Raw genomic sequence first — 17,821 nt, 5'->3', positions numbered from 1 at the left:
TTACGAGAATAAATCTACTTGTTCAACTTCTTCTTTTACTTCTACCTTTTTTGGAGCTTTCTTTTTGGTTGTCATTTTTTCCATTTCTTGCTTAACAACTCCATCAAGTGCAAGTTTTTTAGCTTTCTTCATATCCTCTGGAGTAAGTTCCACTTTAGTTTCCAAAACAATTTTTTGTCGTTGTGCTTCAACCTCTTTTTCAAAAGCTTTTTCTTTTGCTGCAGCAATATCTTCTTCGGTTAATTCTACATGATGATTAACTACTACTTGACCTTTGATTGGTTGACCTACTTCAATAACATCTTCATCGTAGTAGTGAATGGCCATGTTGAATATTTCTTCATCTGCAAATCCATTGCAACCAGAAGCTTTAACTTGATTCATAATGTAGGTTACGCAATCATTGATATTTTTCTTTTCCTTTTTCAATGTTTCAGCGAATAAAGGGTCGTTTTCTGCTACTTTTTGTAAGTGATTTTCAATAGCTTTTTTGAATGGTTCTGTTGTTTTCATAAAGTTGTTTTTAATTGTTAAAGATTATCTATTAGCCATATATTTACTTATAATTTGTAAAGTCATTTCTAATGACCAGCTAAAACAAGCGTAATAACCTTTTGCTTTTAGTTCGTTAATAGTTTTCATTTGATTTTCTACGTGTTCACTTTTCAATAGTGTTACACCGTCAACTTTGTAAATTGATTTTACTTTTAGCTCAATAAATAAGCCTTTGAAGTCTTTGTTTGGTTCTAAAATCAATAAATCAGGACAAGAAAAATCATTTTTTTGTATCAATTTATTTCTGTTTTGTTGTGGAATTGTTAGTTTAACAGAAGCAACGGTATCGCTTAAATAAAGCACTTTTGGAAACTGAAAACTTAACCATCTGCAAACTGCTTTTTGAAGCTCAAATTCTGGTTGGTTTTTACTCATAAGTGAAAATGTTTTTTTTAATAGTTCTATTTCTCAAAGTGTGATAGTTAATATTTAAAAGTTTAGATAACTCTGAAATAGTATATTTTTGAGATTTATATTCAATAAATACATTTGTAGTTTTATTATTTTCTTGTTCAATTTTATTAGCCCATCTACAATTAGATGGTTCATAATTTCCATGAACATTTATTCTATCGATTGAGTGTTCTTTTGTGGGTTTTTCTCCCATATCATTTGAGAAGTCTTCAAATGAATTTAGCCATCTATCACATACTTTTATTCCCCTACCTCCATAGTTTGAATATGATTGAGAATTTGGATTATTACATCTACTAATCATTGTATGGTAAGTATTGTAAATAGATGTTTTTGATAATCCATGAGTTTTATTATCTATTTTAGAACGATTTGAAGTAGTTTCCTTTTGTAAACAAGAACAAGATTTACTCCATCCATTTTTTAATTTACTTCCAATAACATTAACTTCTTTTCCGCAATCGCATTTACATTTAAATAATACTTTCCCATGAGGATTTCTTTCTTGTAATTCTGAAATTACTGTTAGTTTGCCAAATTTTAAACCGATTAAATTTAACTTTTTCATGATTTTAAAAATAGAAATGCCTTACAACGCTTCGGGCATCCACTCCCTCCACGTTATAAGGCTAATATTTTAATGTAGTATTTTGTGGATGTTTCAACTACATAGCAAAAATAACATATTATATTATTTAATAGCATAATATGTTATTTTATTTTTAATTTTTTTTTTCAATTCCGATTAGTATTTTATCTTTTTGCATTTGATTATTTTTCAATTAATGATAAAAAAAGGCTTTCTATTTCTTCAAAATTTCTATTTAGATAATCAGAAACTATAATGCTTTTACATCTATTCTGCACTGTAGCAATTGGATTCTTTGAAGTGATTTTTTGTTTTAGTTCTTCGAAAAGTTTTGATTTAGAGTAAAATCCTCTATCAGAAATATGCTTAATTTCTTCTTGATTGTATTTTTCTAATTCCTTTTTGTAGAGAATTTTTTTATCTAAATCAGATATTTTAATAATTCCTTTTTCAAATAAATCATCATAAATGAAATGTGCTTCATGACTAAATTTATTTTCTTGGATTTCTTTTTGGATTAACTTTAATAGATTTTTTCTAATTTCTTTTTTTTCTGATTCTGAAATTGGAACTTCTTGAGTTAATAAAAGTTGTTTTTTTTGAGAATAAGTTCTTAAAGATTCATTTCTGTATTCTCTAAAAGCATTTAGGACATCACCAACAACAATTGAATCGAGTATTCTAAAAACTTTTATATCTGGAAACTCTTTAGCTACATACATTTTAAAAGCTTGTTTAATTTCTTCAGCAGTTAAATCACCGAATTTATCTTTTATAAAATCTAAAATAACCAGCATTTGAATTTGTAAATCTTTTGATTCATTTTCATTTGAAACTTTAATATTCAAAAGAGTTATCAAGTAATTAATTAATGGATCAGTTTGCTTACTATCGACTATATCTCTAATTTTTGGAAAGTCCTCGCTAATTTTGGCTAGTAACGGTCTCGATTGCTTCATCAGTATTAAATCTGAATTGCTGTTTTGAACCTGAATTGAATTGTTGTTTTGTTCCATTTTTTTCTAAATTTTTATGCAGCCAGTTTATAAAATGACCAATGAATTCTTTTTTGTTTGGATGTTTTTTTTCAGTTGTAAAAAGAAAAATTGAAAAATCGTCTAATTTTTCTTTTATAAAATCCGCTGGTTTTTTTTGTTGCATTGAAACAGTTTCTAACCATTGCTGACTTTCAAATTTTAAAACATCTCTAAAATTGTCGTTGGTGGTGTTGTCGAATTTTTCTTTATCAACAACATCTACTTTAGTAGATGTTATATCATTTACATTTACACTAACACTAACACTATCATTAACAGCGATTTTTGCGATGCTCTGCGATGGTATGCGATGATTTTTATCGCTATGCGATGTTTTGCGATTTTCTGCGATGATTTCAGCCTCCTCTAAAGTTATTTTTTTAGACATTATTTCTTCATATAAATCATTGTGCCAACGCTTAATATTTCCAATTCTACCTCCTTTTGATTTGATTTCAATTGTCTTTTCCCACTTTTTTAAATCCCTTTTAAACTGTTGTTTAATAGGTTCAAACGACATTTCAACAATAAAATCAATAGGGTTTGGATCATTGTCATTTACGTATTCTAAAATATGTAAGAAAAGCTCACCAGAATAATTAGTTTTATCTTGCCTATCTTTTAAAACAAGTTTTTTAACCGTATGAATTAAATCAGAATAAAGAACAAATGATTTTTTATTTTCTGCCATTACAAATATTTTTTTGGTGTTATTCTGAATCTATGGATATCTAAATGAGGAAACATATCATCTAAAAATTTTATCTCATTAAAACTTAAAGGAAATGAAACTGTTTTCCTTTTTATATCAACCTCAACTTCCACATTATTGTCTTGGAATAAATAATAGATATTATTTTCAAAAATTGATTTTACAAAAGGTATTTCATTAACTATTGGGCTTCTATTATTTATTTCAATAATACTTTCTCTAATTATTTCCATGATTTTTATTTTTGAAAAGGAACGTTTGTAAGTTGTTTTCCGTTATTTGAAATGAAGAAAGAACCGTTTGAAGTTTGTTCAATTTTCATCGTTTCAATTTTTCCAAAGAAGTTTATATTTCCTCCCATATCAATTACCCATCCTTTCTTTTTTGTACCATCTGGGTATGTAAATATTCTCATCACACGACCTACAATTTGATAGTAAAGAGATAGTGACATTGTGGAAATTGACATAAGTATTGCCTCAAGTCCAGGATAGTCAAACCCGGTGGTTAAAACTCCAACATTAATAACACATCTTATTGTTCCGTTCTTAAACTGACTAAGTATCTTTTCACGTTCATTTTTTTTAGTTTCTCCTGTTAAAACAACAGATCCAGGTATTCTTTTAGAAACCGCAACCGCTTCTTCAATTAGAGAGCAAAAAATCAAAAGATTTTTTCTTTTATTTAATATGGTTAAAGCTGTTTTAGATATCCTTGAAGGCATATCAATTGACTTATAATACCTTCTTAATGAATTCCTTGTAAAATCTGTTCCTGAAGCATTTACTTCAAGTTTTGAGCGATCAATAACATCGAAATTATAATACTCTAACTCCGCTAGATATCCAGCATCAAAAAGAACTGAATTTTGAACGTAATAAAGTACGTTTTCAAAAATTCTAGGTGTTGTTCTTGTTATGAAGTTTAGTTGTGGTCCTTCTGATGTTTGAGTTAATCTGTATGGTGTGGCTGTTAATCCTAATACTTTTGCGTTAGGGAAAGAATTAATGAATTCTTTATACATTCCAGCATCTGAATTAACTAGGTGGCACTCATCTATCAATATGTGTTTTAAGTTCTTGAATAGATGTTTTTTATTGATGATACTTCCAATTGTACAGAATGTAACTGTATCAATTCTTTTTTCTCCAGCTGATGCACTATAAATTGAAGCCTTTCCATATTTAGAATACTTTTCAAAGTTTTGTTCTAATATTTCTTTGGATGGTTGGAGGACAATAGTATTGCCCTCCAATGGTTCCAAAATTTTAGCTATAATTACAGATTTACCAGAGCCAGTAGGTAGTATCAATAAACTATTCTGATTTGAATAACCTTGAAGATAACTAACACCTAACTTTACAGAATCCTCCTGATATGGTCGTAATTTGAAAGCCATAATTAATCTACTTTGGCATTATCAAAAGCAGCATCTTCTTCAGAGAATTCCATGTAAACTTGATTTGGATCATCAGCTGGTGCTGCTTTTCCATTCATGTATTGTTCCACTTCGCTAATTGCTTCATAAACACGAACTTTTAAATCATGTAAATACAAGTAGTTTCCGTTAAGTTTTTCTTTAGGTGTTTCAAACTTTATAACTCCTCGATCAACTTCTTTCCAACCAACAATGACAACTGATTTATTTTCTTCAACACCTGAAATTTTAAAACCGGTTACATAGTATTTTTCAGTTTCTGGCTCTTCCTCTAAATCTTTTAAAGATGTAGCGTTTGTGTTTCCAGTAAAAGCATCATCAATATGAGCTAAGAAAACTTTTAAGTTGTCAAATTTTTCCTGAAGATGGTCATGTACAATGTGAGCACCTTTTCGAGATAAAGTATCTCCTTTTGTTGGTCCTTTCAATAATTCATAAGAGTAAGTACATAAAGCATCATTGATTGTAGCTCCTTTGATTTCAACTTCTTTATCTTGAAGTGAAAGCATTTCATCGAAATCATTTTCTTTTTTCGATTTATCAGCTAATTTTCCTAGTTTCTCCAATTTTTCTGGAGTCATTTCAATAACATTGTTTTTTGACATGATATATAATTAAGTGGTTAAATAATATTCTTTAAATTTTCCTTTGACATATTCTGATTTAATAGGGACATTCCATTGATCCTTTAAATCTTTAATTCTTCTTCTCAAATCACCAATTCCATATTCAATAAGCGCTCTGGTAGTTGTAAGTTTTTCACCTCTCAAAAGAGCTTCATAAACTATTTTACATTGATTAGAAAAACGTTCTTTGTTTTCTTCAAAATGCTTTTGTGAATCGATGTTATTTTCAACATGGTTCAATTCTGTAAAATCAATTTCTAAATCCATTGTTCGTTGTTTTTAATTTGTAATTCAATCTCTTTTAACATTATTCCTTCTTCTGGAGTAGGTAAGTAGATACCAGCTTCTTTTGATGAGTAGTTTCTAAATCTTTCAATAGCATCAGTCATTTCTTTGGTATTTAGTGATGCAGAACTCCTGTAGTCAATTCTAATTTCTCCAGTTTTTACATTTATTCTTTCGTACTCAAAAATCTGTTTGTTGACTAATTTTTTAAAGAATTCAAATTTTACATACTCTAAAGTTTCTCCATATTCTAATGCGAAAAACGAAAGAATAAGATGTAAGTAACTGTTTTGATTTAGAGTTCTTTTTTCTTTCTTTTGAGTAAGTTCAAAAGTTTTCTTTTTTTCAATTAAATGTTGAAATTTTACTATTGCTCTTTGAACATCGATTGGTTTTTCAGCGTTGTAGAACATGTTCCAATGCTTTACAATTTGCTTGTGCAACTAATTTTTCAAGATTCTTCCAATTCTCAAAACTCATTGACATTGAATTTCCATCGTTTGTAACCACTATCCACATTCCAGCTTCATCATCAGTATCAATATGTGCTTCTTGTATAATCTCCTTTTTATCAATTTGAGTTATTTTTACTTTGTGTTTTGCTTCAAATTTTGGCATGATTTATTTTTTAAATTATTGTATTTTCCTTTATAAGAATTTGCAGAACGCTGTAATCTTTCATTCTCCTTATTTAAACTTTGATTTCTTTTTCTCAAATATTCATTATCACTTTGAAGTTTCAAAAAGTTAGTGGCCATCAATTCTGTTGCATCTGCTATTCTTTGAATTGAACCACAATTAATATTATCTAATGATGGTGGACCAGAATAATGTGATTTAGATAATTCTCTAAAATTTGTCATAACTAAAAAGGTGTTTTATTAAAATTAATTTCCATTCCATTGACCGCAGCACATACATTTTTTGAAGTTAATTCTGTTACTTCTTTTACAAACTGTACTTCATCTGAATTGCTATCTGATAAATGGATTAAAACAATGTTGTTGACTTTTGACAAGTCATTCGCTGACAACATATCCTTGCAATTTTCTAATGAGAAGTGAGATTTTAAAATTCTATTTCTCAAAAATTCCTTTCCACTATCAGCACCATATTTTCTATCAATAATCGATTTAGAATAATTGGCTTCAATAATGATGTTGTTTAGTTCTGGGAAAGTGTACTTGCAATAATTTGTATCAGTAAGGAAAAGAGTTTTTCCACATTCTGGATGTTCGATTAGAAATCCTAAAGGCTCCTTAGCATCGTGAGAAACATCAAAGGCCATTATTTTGAAATTGCCAATTTTGAAATTTTGTTTTGATTCTACTTTTTTTGCTCTGGCTTGAGTGTCTACAAATCTAGCTTTCAAAGTTCCTGCAGAAGCGTAAACATCAACTCCAATTTTCATTACATCCCAAATAGCTTTTGAGTGGTCCATGTGTTCATGTGTACAAATACAACCAACTACTTTTGAATAATCAAAATTTAAAGCCTTTTTGATATCGTCTATTTTTACACCGCACTCGATGAGTAACGCTTCATTCTCATTGTAAAGAATATAAGCGTTACCTATTGAGCCAGTTGATATTACTTTAAGTTTCATCTTAGAATCCTGGTCCAGTTAATTCAGGTTGTTCTTCTTGAGGAACTTCTTCTGCAACTGTTTCAATTTCTTCAACATTTGCTTCTTCTGTTTTTGAAAAGTCTAAAGTTTCTTTGTTGGCTTTAGTTTTGATTTCGTGTTGAACGTTAGCATCAGTAACATCAATTGTAGTTTCTTCTTCCAATGGATCATAAAGAACAGAATCATCTGAACTACTAATTAGCAATTTACAAGCTCTATTTAAAGCCGTTTTTATTGCCATTTGGTCAGGGAAATTCTTATGAGCTGGTGAGTTACCTTTTGAACCTCCTTGACCCCATGAAGTTTGAATTTGATTGATATTCATTACTTCAACATCGATAGTTCCATCATTCAATTCATAAACTGCATAAGCACCTTTTATTTTGTTTGTGCCTACACTTTCAAGAGTTTGAATATGTTTAGTGATTTTTCTTCTTCCTGATGTTTGGTCAACTTCAAATTCGAAAGTATCACCTTCAAAAATTGCATTTCCTTTAATGCTTTTAAGATTTCCGTATCTTTTAGCAATTGCAATATTTCCAGCGTAAGATATTGAGCATTCAAGCTTATCACCGTAAGGAATAAAGTAACATTGTTTTTTGATAGGAGACACACCATAAATAACCATTTTTAGTAATGCTTCTGCAATTGAAGATTTATCACATTTTGCAAGAATATTATTCTTTGGGTCTGATAGTATAATGTAAGCAGATTTTAAAGCATTTTCTACTTTATAATCTTTTGGTAGTGTTAACTCTCCAGAAGATTGAAATGATTCAATTTTTGCTAATACTTGAGCAGAAATATCATTTTTTACTGCTACTTGTCCGTTTTTTTCTGTTGTACTCATTTTATTAAATTTCTATTGTTAATTGTTCACTTGATTTAATTTTATCGCATCGAACAAACTCTAAATCGAAAGCCTGTTCTTGAATTTCCTTCTTTGTGTTTTGATTGTGTTGGCAATTTGCAGTACAATCAAAGCTTCCAATTTTAACTCCGATGTTTACTTTGCAATTCTCGGCAAGTGTTTCGTCGGAGTTTCTTTTGATTTTATACTGCATCTTTTATTCTTTCTATTTTATAAAAATGGCCACCATTTAAGGTTGATAATACTAATCGTAATGGCCATGATAAAAAGAATGATGTAGGATGAACCCTATGCCTCCAAAAAATAGATTTTTCAGTGTTTAAATAATCAACTAAGTCAAGTAAACAGTCTATTTTTTCAACTAAAATAAAGTTCCCTATTTTATCTCCAACTTTCATTATGCAACTAATTCTCTAGCTTCAACTAATAATTTTTTGTGTTGTTCTGATACAACTAATCTTATTAATTGGCTTTCTGTTTCAATTAGCGTGTGGACGCTTTCTGCATTATCTATGAAGATTGGAGCTGTAATTCCGTAGAATTCTGAAAGTACATTGATGATATCCAAACCAGCATTAATTTTTGAAGCAGTATTTACATCTGAATAAGGAACTCCGTTAACCATTGCTTCGCAAGTTTCTTTTAAACCTCCGTTAATTTGTAAATCAAACATTTTGAATTTTACATACTTGAATTTACTATTGACAACATTTTCCAAAGCATCAACTTTAGCTTTGATGAAGTTTTCAATTGTGAATTGTTCCTTTTCAACATTTGCAATTTGTTGAGCCAATTTTCGCTCTTCATCTTGCAGTTGAATAATTCTTGTATTGCAATTATCAATTTGTGTTTTAGATTGAAGTTTTGATTTTATAGAATCAATTTCTGCAATAATTCCTTTTCTTTTAGCAACTAATTCTTCGTTGTTAACTGAAGGAGTTTCTTCAATTTCTTTTTTGGTAGCTTCCAATTCAAGTAATAATTCTTGGTAAGTATTATTAGCATCTAAAATTGATTTGAAAACTTCTTCTTCTGATTTAGCTTCTGTGTTTTGAGAAGGATTAGAAAAAGACTTAATTTTTGTTTCTAATTCTAAAACAGTTTCTTTAGCTACTTTTATTGAAGAATTTCCTGTTGTTATTCTTGCTGCTAAAGTTTCAATCTCTTTTTCAAGATTTGTTTTTTCTTGACCTAAAGCAGCTCCTTGTTGATTGATTTCTTGAAGCTTTGAATTCTTATCTTTTTTAAAGTTTTCTAATGCTTCACGTTTTTTAGTTTCAACATCACCACTTTCGAATTCTCTTTTACAAGTAGGACAATGAAAATCATTATCATCAAAGGTTAATTCTTTGGAATTTGTATCAGCCCATTCTTTTCTTTTAGCTTCAATTTTAGTTTCAAGAGAAGTTTTACTTTGGATTAAAGCAGAATGTTTATCTGATAACGTTTGAACTGCATTTTCGTAAGATTGAAGTTCTGCTTCTTTTTCAGTTTTTTGCTTCTGTAAATTATCTAATTCAGAAGTATCTGGTTTAAGTTGTTCAGACGCTTCTTTTTTGGCTTTAGATTCAATTACTTCTATTGAAGATTGTAATTCACTTACCTTTAGCTTAACTGTTCGCTGTGAAGCTAATTTAGAATCAAAAGCTTTGTTTAAATCAGCTAGTTCAGTATCAACAGTTTCAAGTTGAATTTCGTAACCTTTCAATTCAATTTCCAAAACTTTAAAATCTTGTGGTTCTGGCTTACTTCTTTCTACTTCATCAATTCGAGTAGGAATAACATTTAAATCTTCTTTTGCCTTTTTAACCGATGCTTTAATTTGAGCATTGTAATCTTCAATTGTTTTTCCTTGAGTAAGTTTTGCAACCAAAGCTTCATAGGCTGGATTTCCTTTTGCGATATCTTCATTTGAAACTTCTCCAAAAATGTCAATCAAAAGGTTTCTTCTATCTTGCCACTTAATCGAATTGAAGTAAATAGGAGAGGTGATCATCTTGAAAACTTGCTCATTTAGTACTTCATTTACTTTTTTGGTAAATTCAGTAACATTTAATGGAACATCATTCCAATATAAGTCTGTTACATTTCCAGCAAATTCAGAAGTTTCCGAACCTCTTTTTTTGACCCAATTTTCTTTTAAAATTCTTCTTAGTGTTACAACATCATTATCAATTAATAATGAAGCAGAAACTTCGTGTTCAATTTTTGGGATTATATTTCCTGATGAATCAAGAGTTTTAATTTCAAAGTCTTTTCTATCGGTTGAATCTTTTCCAAAGAGCAACCAAGTGAAAGCATCTGAAATTGTTGTTTTTCCTGTTCCATTTGCACCAAATATGTTAGTTTGGTCGTTAAAGTCAATAGATAATGACTTTATACCTTTAAAGTTCAAAAGGCTTAATGATTGAAGTGTGATAATTTTTTTCATTGTGATAATTTTATTTGTTCCAGTAATTATGTTCGTAAATTTCATAGTCAAATTCATCTATGAATTTTGGTTCTCTTTTGGTAATTATTTCAGCTAATCCGAAAATGAATTCTTTTGATACTTGAATAAATTCTTCAAAAAGATTTAGTTCTTTGTTATCCTTTTTTGGAAGTTTTATTTTGTGTTTTGCTAAAATCAATTCACAATTAAGAAGCAATATGAATTGCTTTCTTTTTATTTCAGGTAATCGAAAATATGTTTCTGTTGAACCATCTTCTGAAACCCAAACCCATTTGCCGTTTATTATTTTTAGTTCCATCTAATCGTTTGATTTATAGTTTGTTTGTTCAACATATTTCTTTGTCAAAACTCTTGAACGCTTTAAATCTCTTTTTAAAATTTTTTCTTTTTTGAATATTTTCGTTATTTCTAATTCTAATTCAGTTTTTGTTAATTCAAATCTATTTACTTCCATCTTCTTATTTTTTTAGATAAGTCAATTCCTATTGAGAAATAAAGTGATGGTTTAAGTGGCTTTGATTCATTGTAACGAGCTTTTAAATCCTCTCTGTAAGTAAAATTTCCTTGAGCTTCAAAAAAGATGTTATTAAACGGCTTGTACCTTAAAGTTAAAGAAGCACCAGCAGATACATATGACCTATATAAATCAACCCCATCAGACTCTCCACCCCAAGTACCTGTTCTGTCAATAATACTTGGCTCAACTGAGCCTATTATATCAAAGTTGTTTAATATATTTATACGCCTTCCAACTGTAACAAAAACCTTTGTATAATCAATGTGTGGAAAAACTTCTGCTCCAATTCCAATCTCCATCATTCTGTCATTTTGAATTGTTAGCTTGAAAAGTAAATCAGCTTTTGGTTTATTTTCAGTTGGATTAGAACCTACTAAGCAGTTTCTAATATCTCCACCTAAAGAAAAGGTGATTTTGTTTTGTGAATATGTAAATGCACTAGCTACTAATGCAAATACTAATAAGTAATTTTTCATAATAATTAATTGTTTAAAACCATTTAAAATCAGTTATTTCATAATCATCAACCATTTCATTGAATTGAGGAACATTCCATTTAAAAGCGAGAAATAAAAGCTCAAAAGCTCTATCCTCATCTTTTTCTTTATCAAATTCTTGTTTGATAATTTTGCCTAACATCTCTTTAGATTTATTACAATCAATTTTTGTGTTGGCTAGTTTCTGTAAAATTTGTATTTTTGGCATGTGATAATTTTTTATTTGTTATGAATAAAATTTTATTAAAAGCCACTCGTTCCAGGAGTGGCTTTTTTATTTTCTTAAGTGATTAGGTTTTTTTACTCTCTCTCCAGAAGCAATTAATTTTTTATATTTATTCACTTTCTGTAATTTGCTTTCTTTTGGTGGTTCAATGGGAGTAATACGCTCAGTTGTTTTACTCCCATTTCCACCATTGCCATTAATTATTAATTCTATGGCTTTTAAATGCTCCCTCAAGCACTTGTATTGTTCAATTGGTATTGTTATTTTTCTACTCATCTTTAAGTTGTTTTAGGACATTTTGTATGTACTTAATTTCTTCACTACTTAAAAAACCTAATCCTTGATTAGCTGAATGATTAGCAGCTAATGTTCCTTCTAAAATCTGTTTAAATTGTTTTAAACTTTCACCTGATAATTCTATTTTTAGAATTACTTCTTTTGTAATTATCATGATTGATAATTTTAAGTTTCAAGTAGTTCAGAATCATCAATACTTAAATGATCCTTGATTATATCCAACACAAAAGGTTTTTGTAGTGTTCTTGATTTTCTTCTTGCATATTGGTAAACAGAATTAACTGTGATACCTAATTGAGAAGCAATCTTATCTCTTAATGGAATATCATTTCTGATGATATGATATATTTCACTTTTTAATTTTGGTTTTTTAATAATTACAGACATATTATATTTTTTTTAATGATCATATATTTAACAAATTCTTTTTTGCTTAAAAGCTCTGGTTTTGCTTTGTAAATTTCGACACCATCAACAAATACTTTTTTATTGTCATTGTAGTAATGATGATGTGTAACTATTGGTTCTGAATAAGATTGCATTCCGAATATGAAAGCAAATAATTGTATAATATTTTTCATTTTATTTATTGTTTTAAGTTTTTATTTTAATCTCCAAATTCTAATTCCCTTTTCTGTAGAAGCAGTTGTAAACTTCTTTTCAGTATTTTCTTTGCAAAATCTCCAAATTGCCATGTAAACATTTTGCTTTTTTGAGTATGCCTTATTGTTATTTTCAATTTTAACCTCAAAACTGTCAGCTACTTCCATTATATCTAATGGATAAATGCGTCTGTTTCTTTTTAGAGGAAGTGGCACTTTTTTATCTATTGTAATTGTTGACATTATTATTCTTTTTAGTTAGTATTAATTTGTGCCTTTGCTGGTATCGAGCCAAGTATCATTTCTTTGCAAAGGCTTATGACAGGTATAAAGCCCCTCGTGGCTTCCATTTTTATTACTTAAAAGTTATCGAACTTAATTTCAGTTGTGCTAAAGGCGTTCCACCTATTATTTAAGTATCTCGTACTTAAACTTTCCACATTGCCGTAATCGTTATTTACTTTTAATCATCAAAAAATGTCGAAATGTCAAAGAGCTTAGTTTTTTTTGTACTTTTGTTTTCTACATTTGTACAGAGCAAATATAAAACACAATATTGTGAATTACAAAAATAATTATCACAAAATTATGTTTATTGTGTAATTTATAATTAATCTAAATAATGAAAGGAATAGAAATAAGAAGCAAAAGGAAGCAGCTAGGCTTAACACAAAAGGAATTAGCTGATAAATTAGGTGTTTCTCATAACACTATATCAAATTGGGAGAAGGGAGAAGTAATCCCTAATTCGAAAGATAGTTTGATTGATAGTTTTTTAAATATCAATATTGAGAATGTAAAAAATGAAAACAGCAACAATATTGTGAATGAACCACCAACTGGATATTATCACCCAGACGTTTCTGCAAGTGCTGGTTTAGAATCAGAAATGGTAAATGATGAATTAAAACGTATTCCTATAAATATTCCTAATTGGGAAAAAGGAGTAGAATTTATCAATGTATATGGAGATAGTATGTATCCAAAATTTTGTAGTGGTGAAATTATTGGTATAAAAGAAGTAGAGCGTCAATATATGAATTATGGCTATGCTTATGTAATTATATTTAATGACGGTCAAGTGTATTTAAAATACATAAGAAAAGGAAAAGATGATGATCATTGGCTTTTGGCTTCCGAAAATCCAAAGTATGAAGCTAAAGAATATCATTTATCATTAATAAAAAAGATTTTTATAATAAAAGGAGTAATAACTAAAACAACAATGTAAAACTATGGAAATAATTATAGGATGTGTAATAATTGCTGCTTTCGTATTTTTAATGAGAGCTTTTGGAGCGTGGATGCTAAGAATTGATGATGTGATTTATTATCAAAAAGAAATATTGAAAGAACTTAAAAATAAAAACAACAATGTAACATGAAAAAAATAATTACAATTTTAATAGTATCAATACTATTTTTTAGCTGCTCATCAGACGACAGTTCAGATAATTCAAATAATACAGAACCACAAACTATTAAATTAAAGAAAATAACTTATAGCGATGGTTCTACTTTAAATTTTTCATACTCAAATAATATTTTATCTCAAACAGTTGGTGTATCACAAAATGAAACTTTTAAAAGAGAGTTTGTTTATGAGAATGATAAATTAGTAAGAATTAAGAATTATGTTAATAATTTATATTTGAACAATGAAGATATAGTTTATCAATATATTGGAAATAATATTTCTTCTTCTTTGGGTTATGAGGGTAATATTTTATTTTCTCACCAATTTAGCTATAATAATTCTAACCAAATGATTGAAGACTCTCAATCTGACAACTCTGTTTATTGTTGCAGTAATTACTACACTTACAATTCTAATGGAAATATTTTAATCAAAAGTAATAGTGATAATAATTTCACAACCAATTATACTTATGATGACAAAAAAAACCCATTATTTTATTCATTTCCAGAAGCATATTCAAAAATAAAGGAAATATCTAAAAATAATATAATTAGTGAAGATTTCAATTATAGTTACACATATAATTCAAGTGATTTCCCAATTACTAAAAACCAATTATCATCTGGTTTAAGTGTTTTGGTAGAAACATACGAATATGAATAATACAGACGAAAAAATTTTAAGGTTAATTGATCTGTTGAAGTTTGAAAAAAAGATTTCAACAACAAAGGATTTTTGCATTGAAATAAGCATGTATGAACAGAGCATTTCTAAAATTAAAAAAGGTGAAAATCATTTTACAGTTAGTCAAATTGAATCCATTTGCAAAGTATATAATGTAAATGCAAATTGGATATTTGGTTTAGATAAAAAAGTATACAACTCTAAGAATAGTATAGAAATTTAATGAACAAAAAGTGAACAAAACAGTGAACAAAAACTAATATTAACACATTTTAATTTGTTTGTAAAACATTAATAATCAATATAATAAAAAATAAGAAGTATTAATCGGAGTTTCCCTCTTTCTCCGCGAGCTGAAAAGCAAATGGTAACAAAACCCACTAAATTCAACAATTTAGTGGGTTTTTACTTTTTGGGCTATATCAAATTATTCATAAAATCTCAAAGTTTAGGTGTCTTTCGAGGTGTCACTAAAATATAAAAAATTAAGTGACTCCTCTCAATGAAAAACACTGCTACAACAAGCAGTTCAACAACATATTCAAAAAATGAACATCTTGTGTGTAGTTATTAAAAATAATAAATTTAATAATAACTTTAAGGTCACCACCAATGAACACATCAGTATCAATTCTCTTTTACATCAAGAGAGCAAAAGTCAACATTTTAGGAGTTTGCCCAATCTATGCAAGAGTTACTATCAATGCAAAACGATTTGAATTTAGTACCAATAAGTATATCAGTCCAGAAAAATGGTCATCAGAAGGTACTAAAGTTAAGGGTTCAAATGAAGAAGCTAGAACAATCAATAGTCATCTTGATTATTTAAAAAATCAAGTGTTAGAAGCTGAAAAAAGACTATTTAAAAAAGATATTCCTGTTAGTACTGAAAATCTTAAAAATGAATTGTTTGGATTAGCTGAAACTAAACGAATGTTAGTTCCTATATTCCAAGACCACAACAACAAAATCAAAGAATTAATTGGTAAAGAATATGCACCAGGAACATTAGAACGTTACACAACATCTTTGAAACATACCATTGAGTTCATGCAATGGAAATACAATGTTTCAGATATAGATATTTCCAAGATTGATCACGCTTTTATAACTGATTATGAATTTTGGTTAAGAAGTGTTAGAAGTTGTGCAAATAACACAGCTGTAAAATACATCAAGAACTTCAATAAAATTATCAAGATATGTTTGGCCAATGACTGGCTTGACAAAAATCCTTTTGCAAACTACAAATCCAAAGTAAAAGAAGTGGAAAGAGTTTATTTATCTGAAGAAGAAGTTCAAGCTATAATTGAAAAAGAATTCAAAACTGAAAGACTATCACTAGTTCGCGATATCTTCCTTTTTAGCTGCTTTACTGGTTTGGCTTACATAGATGTTAAAAACTTAACAAAGTCGCATATAAGCTTTGGAATTGATGGTGAGAAATGGATATTTACACATAGACAAAAAACGGAATCAGCTTCTAAAATTCCAATCTTACCAGTTACACAAATGATTATTGATAAATACGAGAATCATCCACAAAGTAACAATCAAGAAAAATTACTTCCTATCCTATCCAATCAAAAAATGAATGCCTATTTAAAAGAGATTGCTGCTGTTTGTGAAATAGAAAAAGAATTAACCTTTCACATTGCCCGACATACATTTGCGACAACTGTAACGCTTACAAATGGTGTTCCAATAGAAAGTGTTAGTAAAATGCTCGGACATAAAAATTTGAGAACAACACAACATTACGCAAAAGTATTGGATAGAAAAGTAAGTGAGGATATGCGAATTTTAAAAGAAAAATATTTAGGCAAAAATGTACAGTTAAATCATAAAACAAATTGATTTTAACATTTTATTTATAAAAATCAATTTGTTTTGATTAACTTTGGTATGTTTTAGAACAATAAATGAGAAAATCATACATCATATTAATTTTATTTTTGGGAGTATTTTTTATTCCTAATAATACTTTTGCTTGTGATAATGAAAAGCATACTTGTGGAAAAGAAGTTTCCACTACTAAAACAAAAGAGAAAAGTTGTTGTGATAGTAACAATAATTCTGATGATAAAGGATGTAATGGTAGTTGTGGTCACTCAAAATGTGGCTGTCCTTCAACTTGTATAAGTAGTTCAACATCAATAATACTTTCTTACAAATCAAATAGTATTTTTAACTTTACAACTTTAAATAAAGTTAATTTTTTCTATATAATACCATCTATTTTAGAGGGTTATTCTTCTATATGGCTTATACCTAAAATAAGCTAAATTTAAAATTTGACAGCCATACTTATGTCAAATTTATAGCATTTGCTATTTTTTTATAACATTTTATGAATCTTAAATTGTCATGTTTAACATGCTTATTTAATTCATTATGGCTGCTATTCAATTTAAATTTATTTCAAAAATTCATTCAAAAAAAATTCTTTTTGAATACTAAAATCATATAAAATGAAAAAATCATTATTAAAAATAATGATAGCAATCACAGTATTGTTATCAACCACTATGAATGCACAATCAAAAAACACAAAAACAGAGGAAGTGAAAGTTTCAGGGAATTGTGGAATGTGTAAAAAAACGATAGAAAAAGCAGGAAACATCAAAGATATTGCTACAGTAGTATGGAACAAAGAAACTAAAATAGCAACAGTAACTTACGATGAATCTAAAACAAATAAAGAAGAAATAGCAAAGCGTATAGCTTTAGCTGGTTATGATTCAGAGCTTGCTAAAGCAAAAGATGAGGATTACGACAACCTTCCGGGATGTTGTCAGTATGATCGTGAGTAGTTGTGCTTTAATAAGTTGTAATTAACCTATTCCTCTAAAGCAAAAAAAACTTTAGAGGAATATTGAAAAATTGATTGCCAAAATATTTGGTAAAAAGTATTTCTATGGTTATAAATTTTATATTCAGATGTTAAATAAAATAATTAAATATTTCCTAGA

At 28.5% G+C, this 17,821-nt stretch carries 32 protein-coding genes and 1 pseudogene; 7 read left to right on the top strand and 26 right to left on the bottom strand.

The annotated features are described in order from the left end of the window. The 26 genes from AAC008_RS13165 to AAC008_RS13040 form a co-directional block, all read right to left on the bottom strand. A complete protein-coding gene (locus tag AAC008_RS13165; RefSeq protein WP_339889805.1) occupies nucleotides 1-513 on the bottom strand; it encodes a PcfK-like family protein in 513 nt (170 codons plus the stop codon). Between the two features lie 24 nt (nucleotides 514-537). Continuing rightward, nucleotides 538-930: a hypothetical protein gene (locus AAC008_RS13160; protein WP_339889803.1), complete on the bottom strand. Its 393-nt coding sequence runs from the start codon at nucleotides 928-930 to the stop codon at nucleotides 538-540. Continuing rightward, nucleotides 923-1,537: a hypothetical protein gene (locus tag AAC008_RS13155; protein ID WP_339889801.1), complete on the bottom strand. Its 615-nt coding sequence runs from the start codon at nucleotides 1,535-1,537 to the stop codon at nucleotides 923-925. The genes AAC008_RS13160 and AAC008_RS13155 overlap by 8 nt, the downstream gene beginning before the upstream one ends. A gap of 203 nt (nucleotides 1,538-1,740) precedes the next feature. Next, complete coding sequence (locus AAC008_RS13150) at nucleotides 1,741-2,574, bottom strand: hypothetical protein (RefSeq protein ID WP_339889799.1); 834 nt, start codon at nucleotides 2,572-2,574, stop codon at nucleotides 1,741-1,743. Then, nucleotides 2,483-3,286: a DUF6291 domain-containing protein gene (locus tag AAC008_RS13145; RefSeq protein WP_339889798.1), complete on the bottom strand. Its 804-nt coding sequence runs from the start codon at nucleotides 3,284-3,286 to the stop codon at nucleotides 2,483-2,485. Before AAC008_RS13145 ends, AAC008_RS13150 begins: the two co-directional genes overlap by 92 nt. Then, on the bottom strand, nucleotides 3,286-3,540 hold the full coding sequence (locus AAC008_RS13140) for a hypothetical protein (RefSeq protein ID WP_339889796.1): 255 nt from the start codon (nucleotides 3,538-3,540) through the stop codon (nucleotides 3,286-3,288). Before AAC008_RS13140 ends, AAC008_RS13145 begins: the two co-directional genes overlap by 1 nt. 5 nt (nucleotides 3,541-3,545) lie before the next feature. Further along, complete coding sequence (locus AAC008_RS13135; RefSeq protein WP_339889794.1) at nucleotides 3,546-4,706, bottom strand: DEAD/DEAH box helicase; 1,161 nt, start codon at nucleotides 4,704-4,706, stop codon at nucleotides 3,546-3,548. Nucleotides 4,707-4,708: 2 nt separating this feature from the next. Next, the gene (locus tag AAC008_RS13130) at nucleotides 4,709-5,350 is read right to left on the bottom strand and encodes a hypothetical protein (protein WP_339889792.1); all 642 of its coding nucleotides are present in this window, start codon (nucleotides 5,348-5,350) and stop codon (nucleotides 4,709-4,711) included. A gap of 9 nt (nucleotides 5,351-5,359) precedes the next feature. Further along, on the bottom strand, nucleotides 5,360-5,638 hold the full coding sequence (locus AAC008_RS13125; RefSeq protein WP_339889790.1) for a helix-turn-helix domain-containing protein: 279 nt from the start codon (nucleotides 5,636-5,638) through the stop codon (nucleotides 5,360-5,362). Beyond that, the gene (locus AAC008_RS13120) at nucleotides 5,629-6,069 is read right to left on the bottom strand and encodes a hypothetical protein (protein WP_339889789.1); all 441 of its coding nucleotides are present in this window, start codon (nucleotides 6,067-6,069) and stop codon (nucleotides 5,629-5,631) included. The genes AAC008_RS13125 and AAC008_RS13120 overlap by 10 nt, the downstream gene beginning before the upstream one ends. After that, entirely contained in the window at nucleotides 6,053-6,274 is a 222-nt protein-coding gene (locus AAC008_RS13115; RefSeq protein ID WP_339889787.1) for a hypothetical protein, read from the bottom strand. Before AAC008_RS13115 ends, AAC008_RS13120 begins: the two co-directional genes overlap by 17 nt. Next, nucleotides 6,244-6,519 carry a hypothetical protein gene (locus AAC008_RS13110; protein WP_339889786.1) on the bottom strand — a complete coding sequence of 92 codons (276 nt, stop codon included), beginning with the start codon at nucleotides 6,517-6,519 and terminating at the stop codon, nucleotides 6,244-6,246. The genes AAC008_RS13115 and AAC008_RS13110 overlap by 31 nt, the downstream gene beginning before the upstream one ends. A gap of 2 nt (nucleotides 6,520-6,521) precedes the next feature. Then, nucleotides 6,522-7,262 (bottom strand): MBL fold metallo-hydrolase, encoded by a 741-nt coding sequence (locus tag AAC008_RS13105; protein ID WP_339889785.1) that lies wholly within the window; start codon nucleotides 7,260-7,262, stop codon nucleotides 6,522-6,524. Nucleotide 7,263: 1 nt separating this feature from the next. After that, the gene (locus tag AAC008_RS13100; RefSeq protein WP_339889784.1) at nucleotides 7,264-8,133 is read right to left on the bottom strand and encodes a RecT family recombinase; all 870 of its coding nucleotides are present in this window, start codon (nucleotides 8,131-8,133) and stop codon (nucleotides 7,264-7,266) included. A gap of 4 nt (nucleotides 8,134-8,137) precedes the next feature. Continuing rightward, complete coding sequence (locus tag AAC008_RS13095) at nucleotides 8,138-8,347, bottom strand: hypothetical protein (protein ID WP_339889782.1); 210 nt, start codon at nucleotides 8,345-8,347, stop codon at nucleotides 8,138-8,140. Beyond that, on the bottom strand, nucleotides 8,337-8,552 hold the full coding sequence (locus AAC008_RS13090; protein WP_339889781.1) for a hypothetical protein: 216 nt from the start codon (nucleotides 8,550-8,552) through the stop codon (nucleotides 8,337-8,339). The genes AAC008_RS13095 and AAC008_RS13090 overlap by 11 nt, the downstream gene beginning before the upstream one ends. Then, nucleotides 8,552-10,585: an AAA family ATPase gene (locus AAC008_RS13085; protein ID WP_339889779.1), complete on the bottom strand. Its 2,034-nt coding sequence runs from the start codon at nucleotides 10,583-10,585 to the stop codon at nucleotides 8,552-8,554. Before AAC008_RS13085 ends, AAC008_RS13090 begins: the two co-directional genes overlap by 1 nt. 10 nt (nucleotides 10,586-10,595) lie before the next feature. After that, entirely contained in the window at nucleotides 10,596-10,904 is a 309-nt protein-coding gene (locus tag AAC008_RS13080) for a hypothetical protein (protein WP_339889778.1), read from the bottom strand. Beyond that, nucleotides 10,905-11,060: a hypothetical protein gene (locus AAC008_RS13075; protein ID WP_339889776.1), complete on the bottom strand. Its 156-nt coding sequence runs from the start codon at nucleotides 11,058-11,060 to the stop codon at nucleotides 10,905-10,907. It abuts the gene before it with no gap. After that, the gene (locus AAC008_RS13070; RefSeq protein ID WP_339889774.1) at nucleotides 11,051-11,599 is read right to left on the bottom strand and encodes a hypothetical protein; all 549 of its coding nucleotides are present in this window, start codon (nucleotides 11,597-11,599) and stop codon (nucleotides 11,051-11,053) included. Before AAC008_RS13070 ends, AAC008_RS13075 begins: the two co-directional genes overlap by 10 nt. Nucleotides 11,600-11,612: 13 nt before the next feature. Beyond that, entirely contained in the window at nucleotides 11,613-11,828 is a 216-nt protein-coding gene (locus tag AAC008_RS13065) for a hypothetical protein (protein ID WP_339889773.1), read from the bottom strand. A 66-nt stretch (nucleotides 11,829-11,894) separates the two neighbouring features. Next, nucleotides 11,895-12,122, bottom strand: a complete 228-nt coding sequence (locus AAC008_RS13060; RefSeq protein WP_339889772.1) for a hypothetical protein — start codon at nucleotides 12,120-12,122, stop codon at nucleotides 11,895-11,897. Beyond that, complete coding sequence (locus AAC008_RS13055; RefSeq protein ID WP_339889771.1) at nucleotides 12,115-12,297, bottom strand: hypothetical protein; 183 nt, start codon at nucleotides 12,295-12,297, stop codon at nucleotides 12,115-12,117. The genes AAC008_RS13060 and AAC008_RS13055 overlap by 8 nt, the downstream gene beginning before the upstream one ends. Before the next feature lie 11 nt (nucleotides 12,298-12,308). Further along, nucleotides 12,309-12,530, bottom strand: a complete 222-nt coding sequence (locus AAC008_RS13050; protein ID WP_339889770.1) for a hypothetical protein — start codon at nucleotides 12,528-12,530, stop codon at nucleotides 12,309-12,311. Then, on the bottom strand, nucleotides 12,521-12,724 hold the full coding sequence (locus AAC008_RS13045) for a hypothetical protein (protein WP_339889769.1): 204 nt from the start codon (nucleotides 12,722-12,724) through the stop codon (nucleotides 12,521-12,523). Before AAC008_RS13045 ends, AAC008_RS13050 begins: the two co-directional genes overlap by 10 nt. 21 nt (nucleotides 12,725-12,745) lie before the next feature. Continuing rightward, nucleotides 12,746-12,988 (bottom strand): hypothetical protein, encoded by a 243-nt coding sequence (locus AAC008_RS13040; protein ID WP_339889768.1) that lies wholly within the window; start codon nucleotides 12,986-12,988, stop codon nucleotides 12,746-12,748. 379 nt (nucleotides 12,989-13,367) lie between these two features. On the opposite strand from AAC008_RS13040, the gene AAC008_RS13035 reads away from it, so the two are divergent. The 7 genes and pseudogenes from AAC008_RS13035 to AAC008_RS13005 all read left to right on the top strand — a co-directional run. Continuing rightward, the gene (locus AAC008_RS13035; protein ID WP_339889766.1) at nucleotides 13,368-13,976 is read left to right on the top strand and encodes an XRE family transcriptional regulator; all 609 of its coding nucleotides are present in this window, start codon (nucleotides 13,368-13,370) and stop codon (nucleotides 13,974-13,976) included. A 4-nt stretch (nucleotides 13,977-13,980) separates the two neighbouring features. Continuing rightward, a complete protein-coding gene (locus AAC008_RS13030) occupies nucleotides 13,981-14,130 on the top strand; it encodes a hypothetical protein (RefSeq protein ID WP_339889765.1) in 150 nt (49 codons plus the stop codon). Then, complete coding sequence (locus AAC008_RS13025; protein WP_339889764.1) at nucleotides 14,127-14,828, top strand: hypothetical protein; 702 nt, start codon at nucleotides 14,127-14,129, stop codon at nucleotides 14,826-14,828. Before AAC008_RS13030 ends, AAC008_RS13025 begins: the two co-directional genes overlap by 4 nt. Further along, nucleotides 14,821-15,072: a helix-turn-helix domain-containing protein gene (locus tag AAC008_RS13020; RefSeq protein ID WP_339889763.1), complete on the top strand. Its 252-nt coding sequence runs from the start codon at nucleotides 14,821-14,823 to the stop codon at nucleotides 15,070-15,072. The genes AAC008_RS13025 and AAC008_RS13020 overlap by 8 nt, the downstream gene beginning before the upstream one ends. 389 nt (nucleotides 15,073-15,461) lie before the next feature. After that, nucleotides 15,462-16,706 (top strand): site-specific integrase, encoded by a 1,245-nt coding sequence (locus AAC008_RS13015; RefSeq protein WP_339889762.1) that lies wholly within the window; start codon nucleotides 15,462-15,464, stop codon nucleotides 16,704-16,706. A 65-nt stretch (nucleotides 16,707-16,771) separates the two neighbouring features. After that, the gene (locus tag AAC008_RS13010) at nucleotides 16,772-17,134 is read left to right on the top strand and encodes a hypothetical protein (RefSeq protein ID WP_339889761.1); all 363 of its coding nucleotides are present in this window, start codon (nucleotides 16,772-16,774) and stop codon (nucleotides 17,132-17,134) included. 186 nt (nucleotides 17,135-17,320) lie between these two features. Further along, nucleotides 17,321-17,656, top strand: a pseudogene (locus AAC008_RS13005) (heavy-metal-associated domain-containing protein); the annotation flags it as partial. Between the last annotated feature and the right edge of the window lie 165 nt (nucleotides 17,657-17,821).

The sequence above is a fragment of the uncultured Flavobacterium sp. genome (assembly GCF_963975515.1).
Classification (GTDB): domain Bacteria; phylum Bacteroidota; class Bacteroidia; order Flavobacteriales; family Flavobacteriaceae; genus Flavobacterium.
This window is presented reverse-complemented; position numbering and strand designations above follow the sequence as displayed.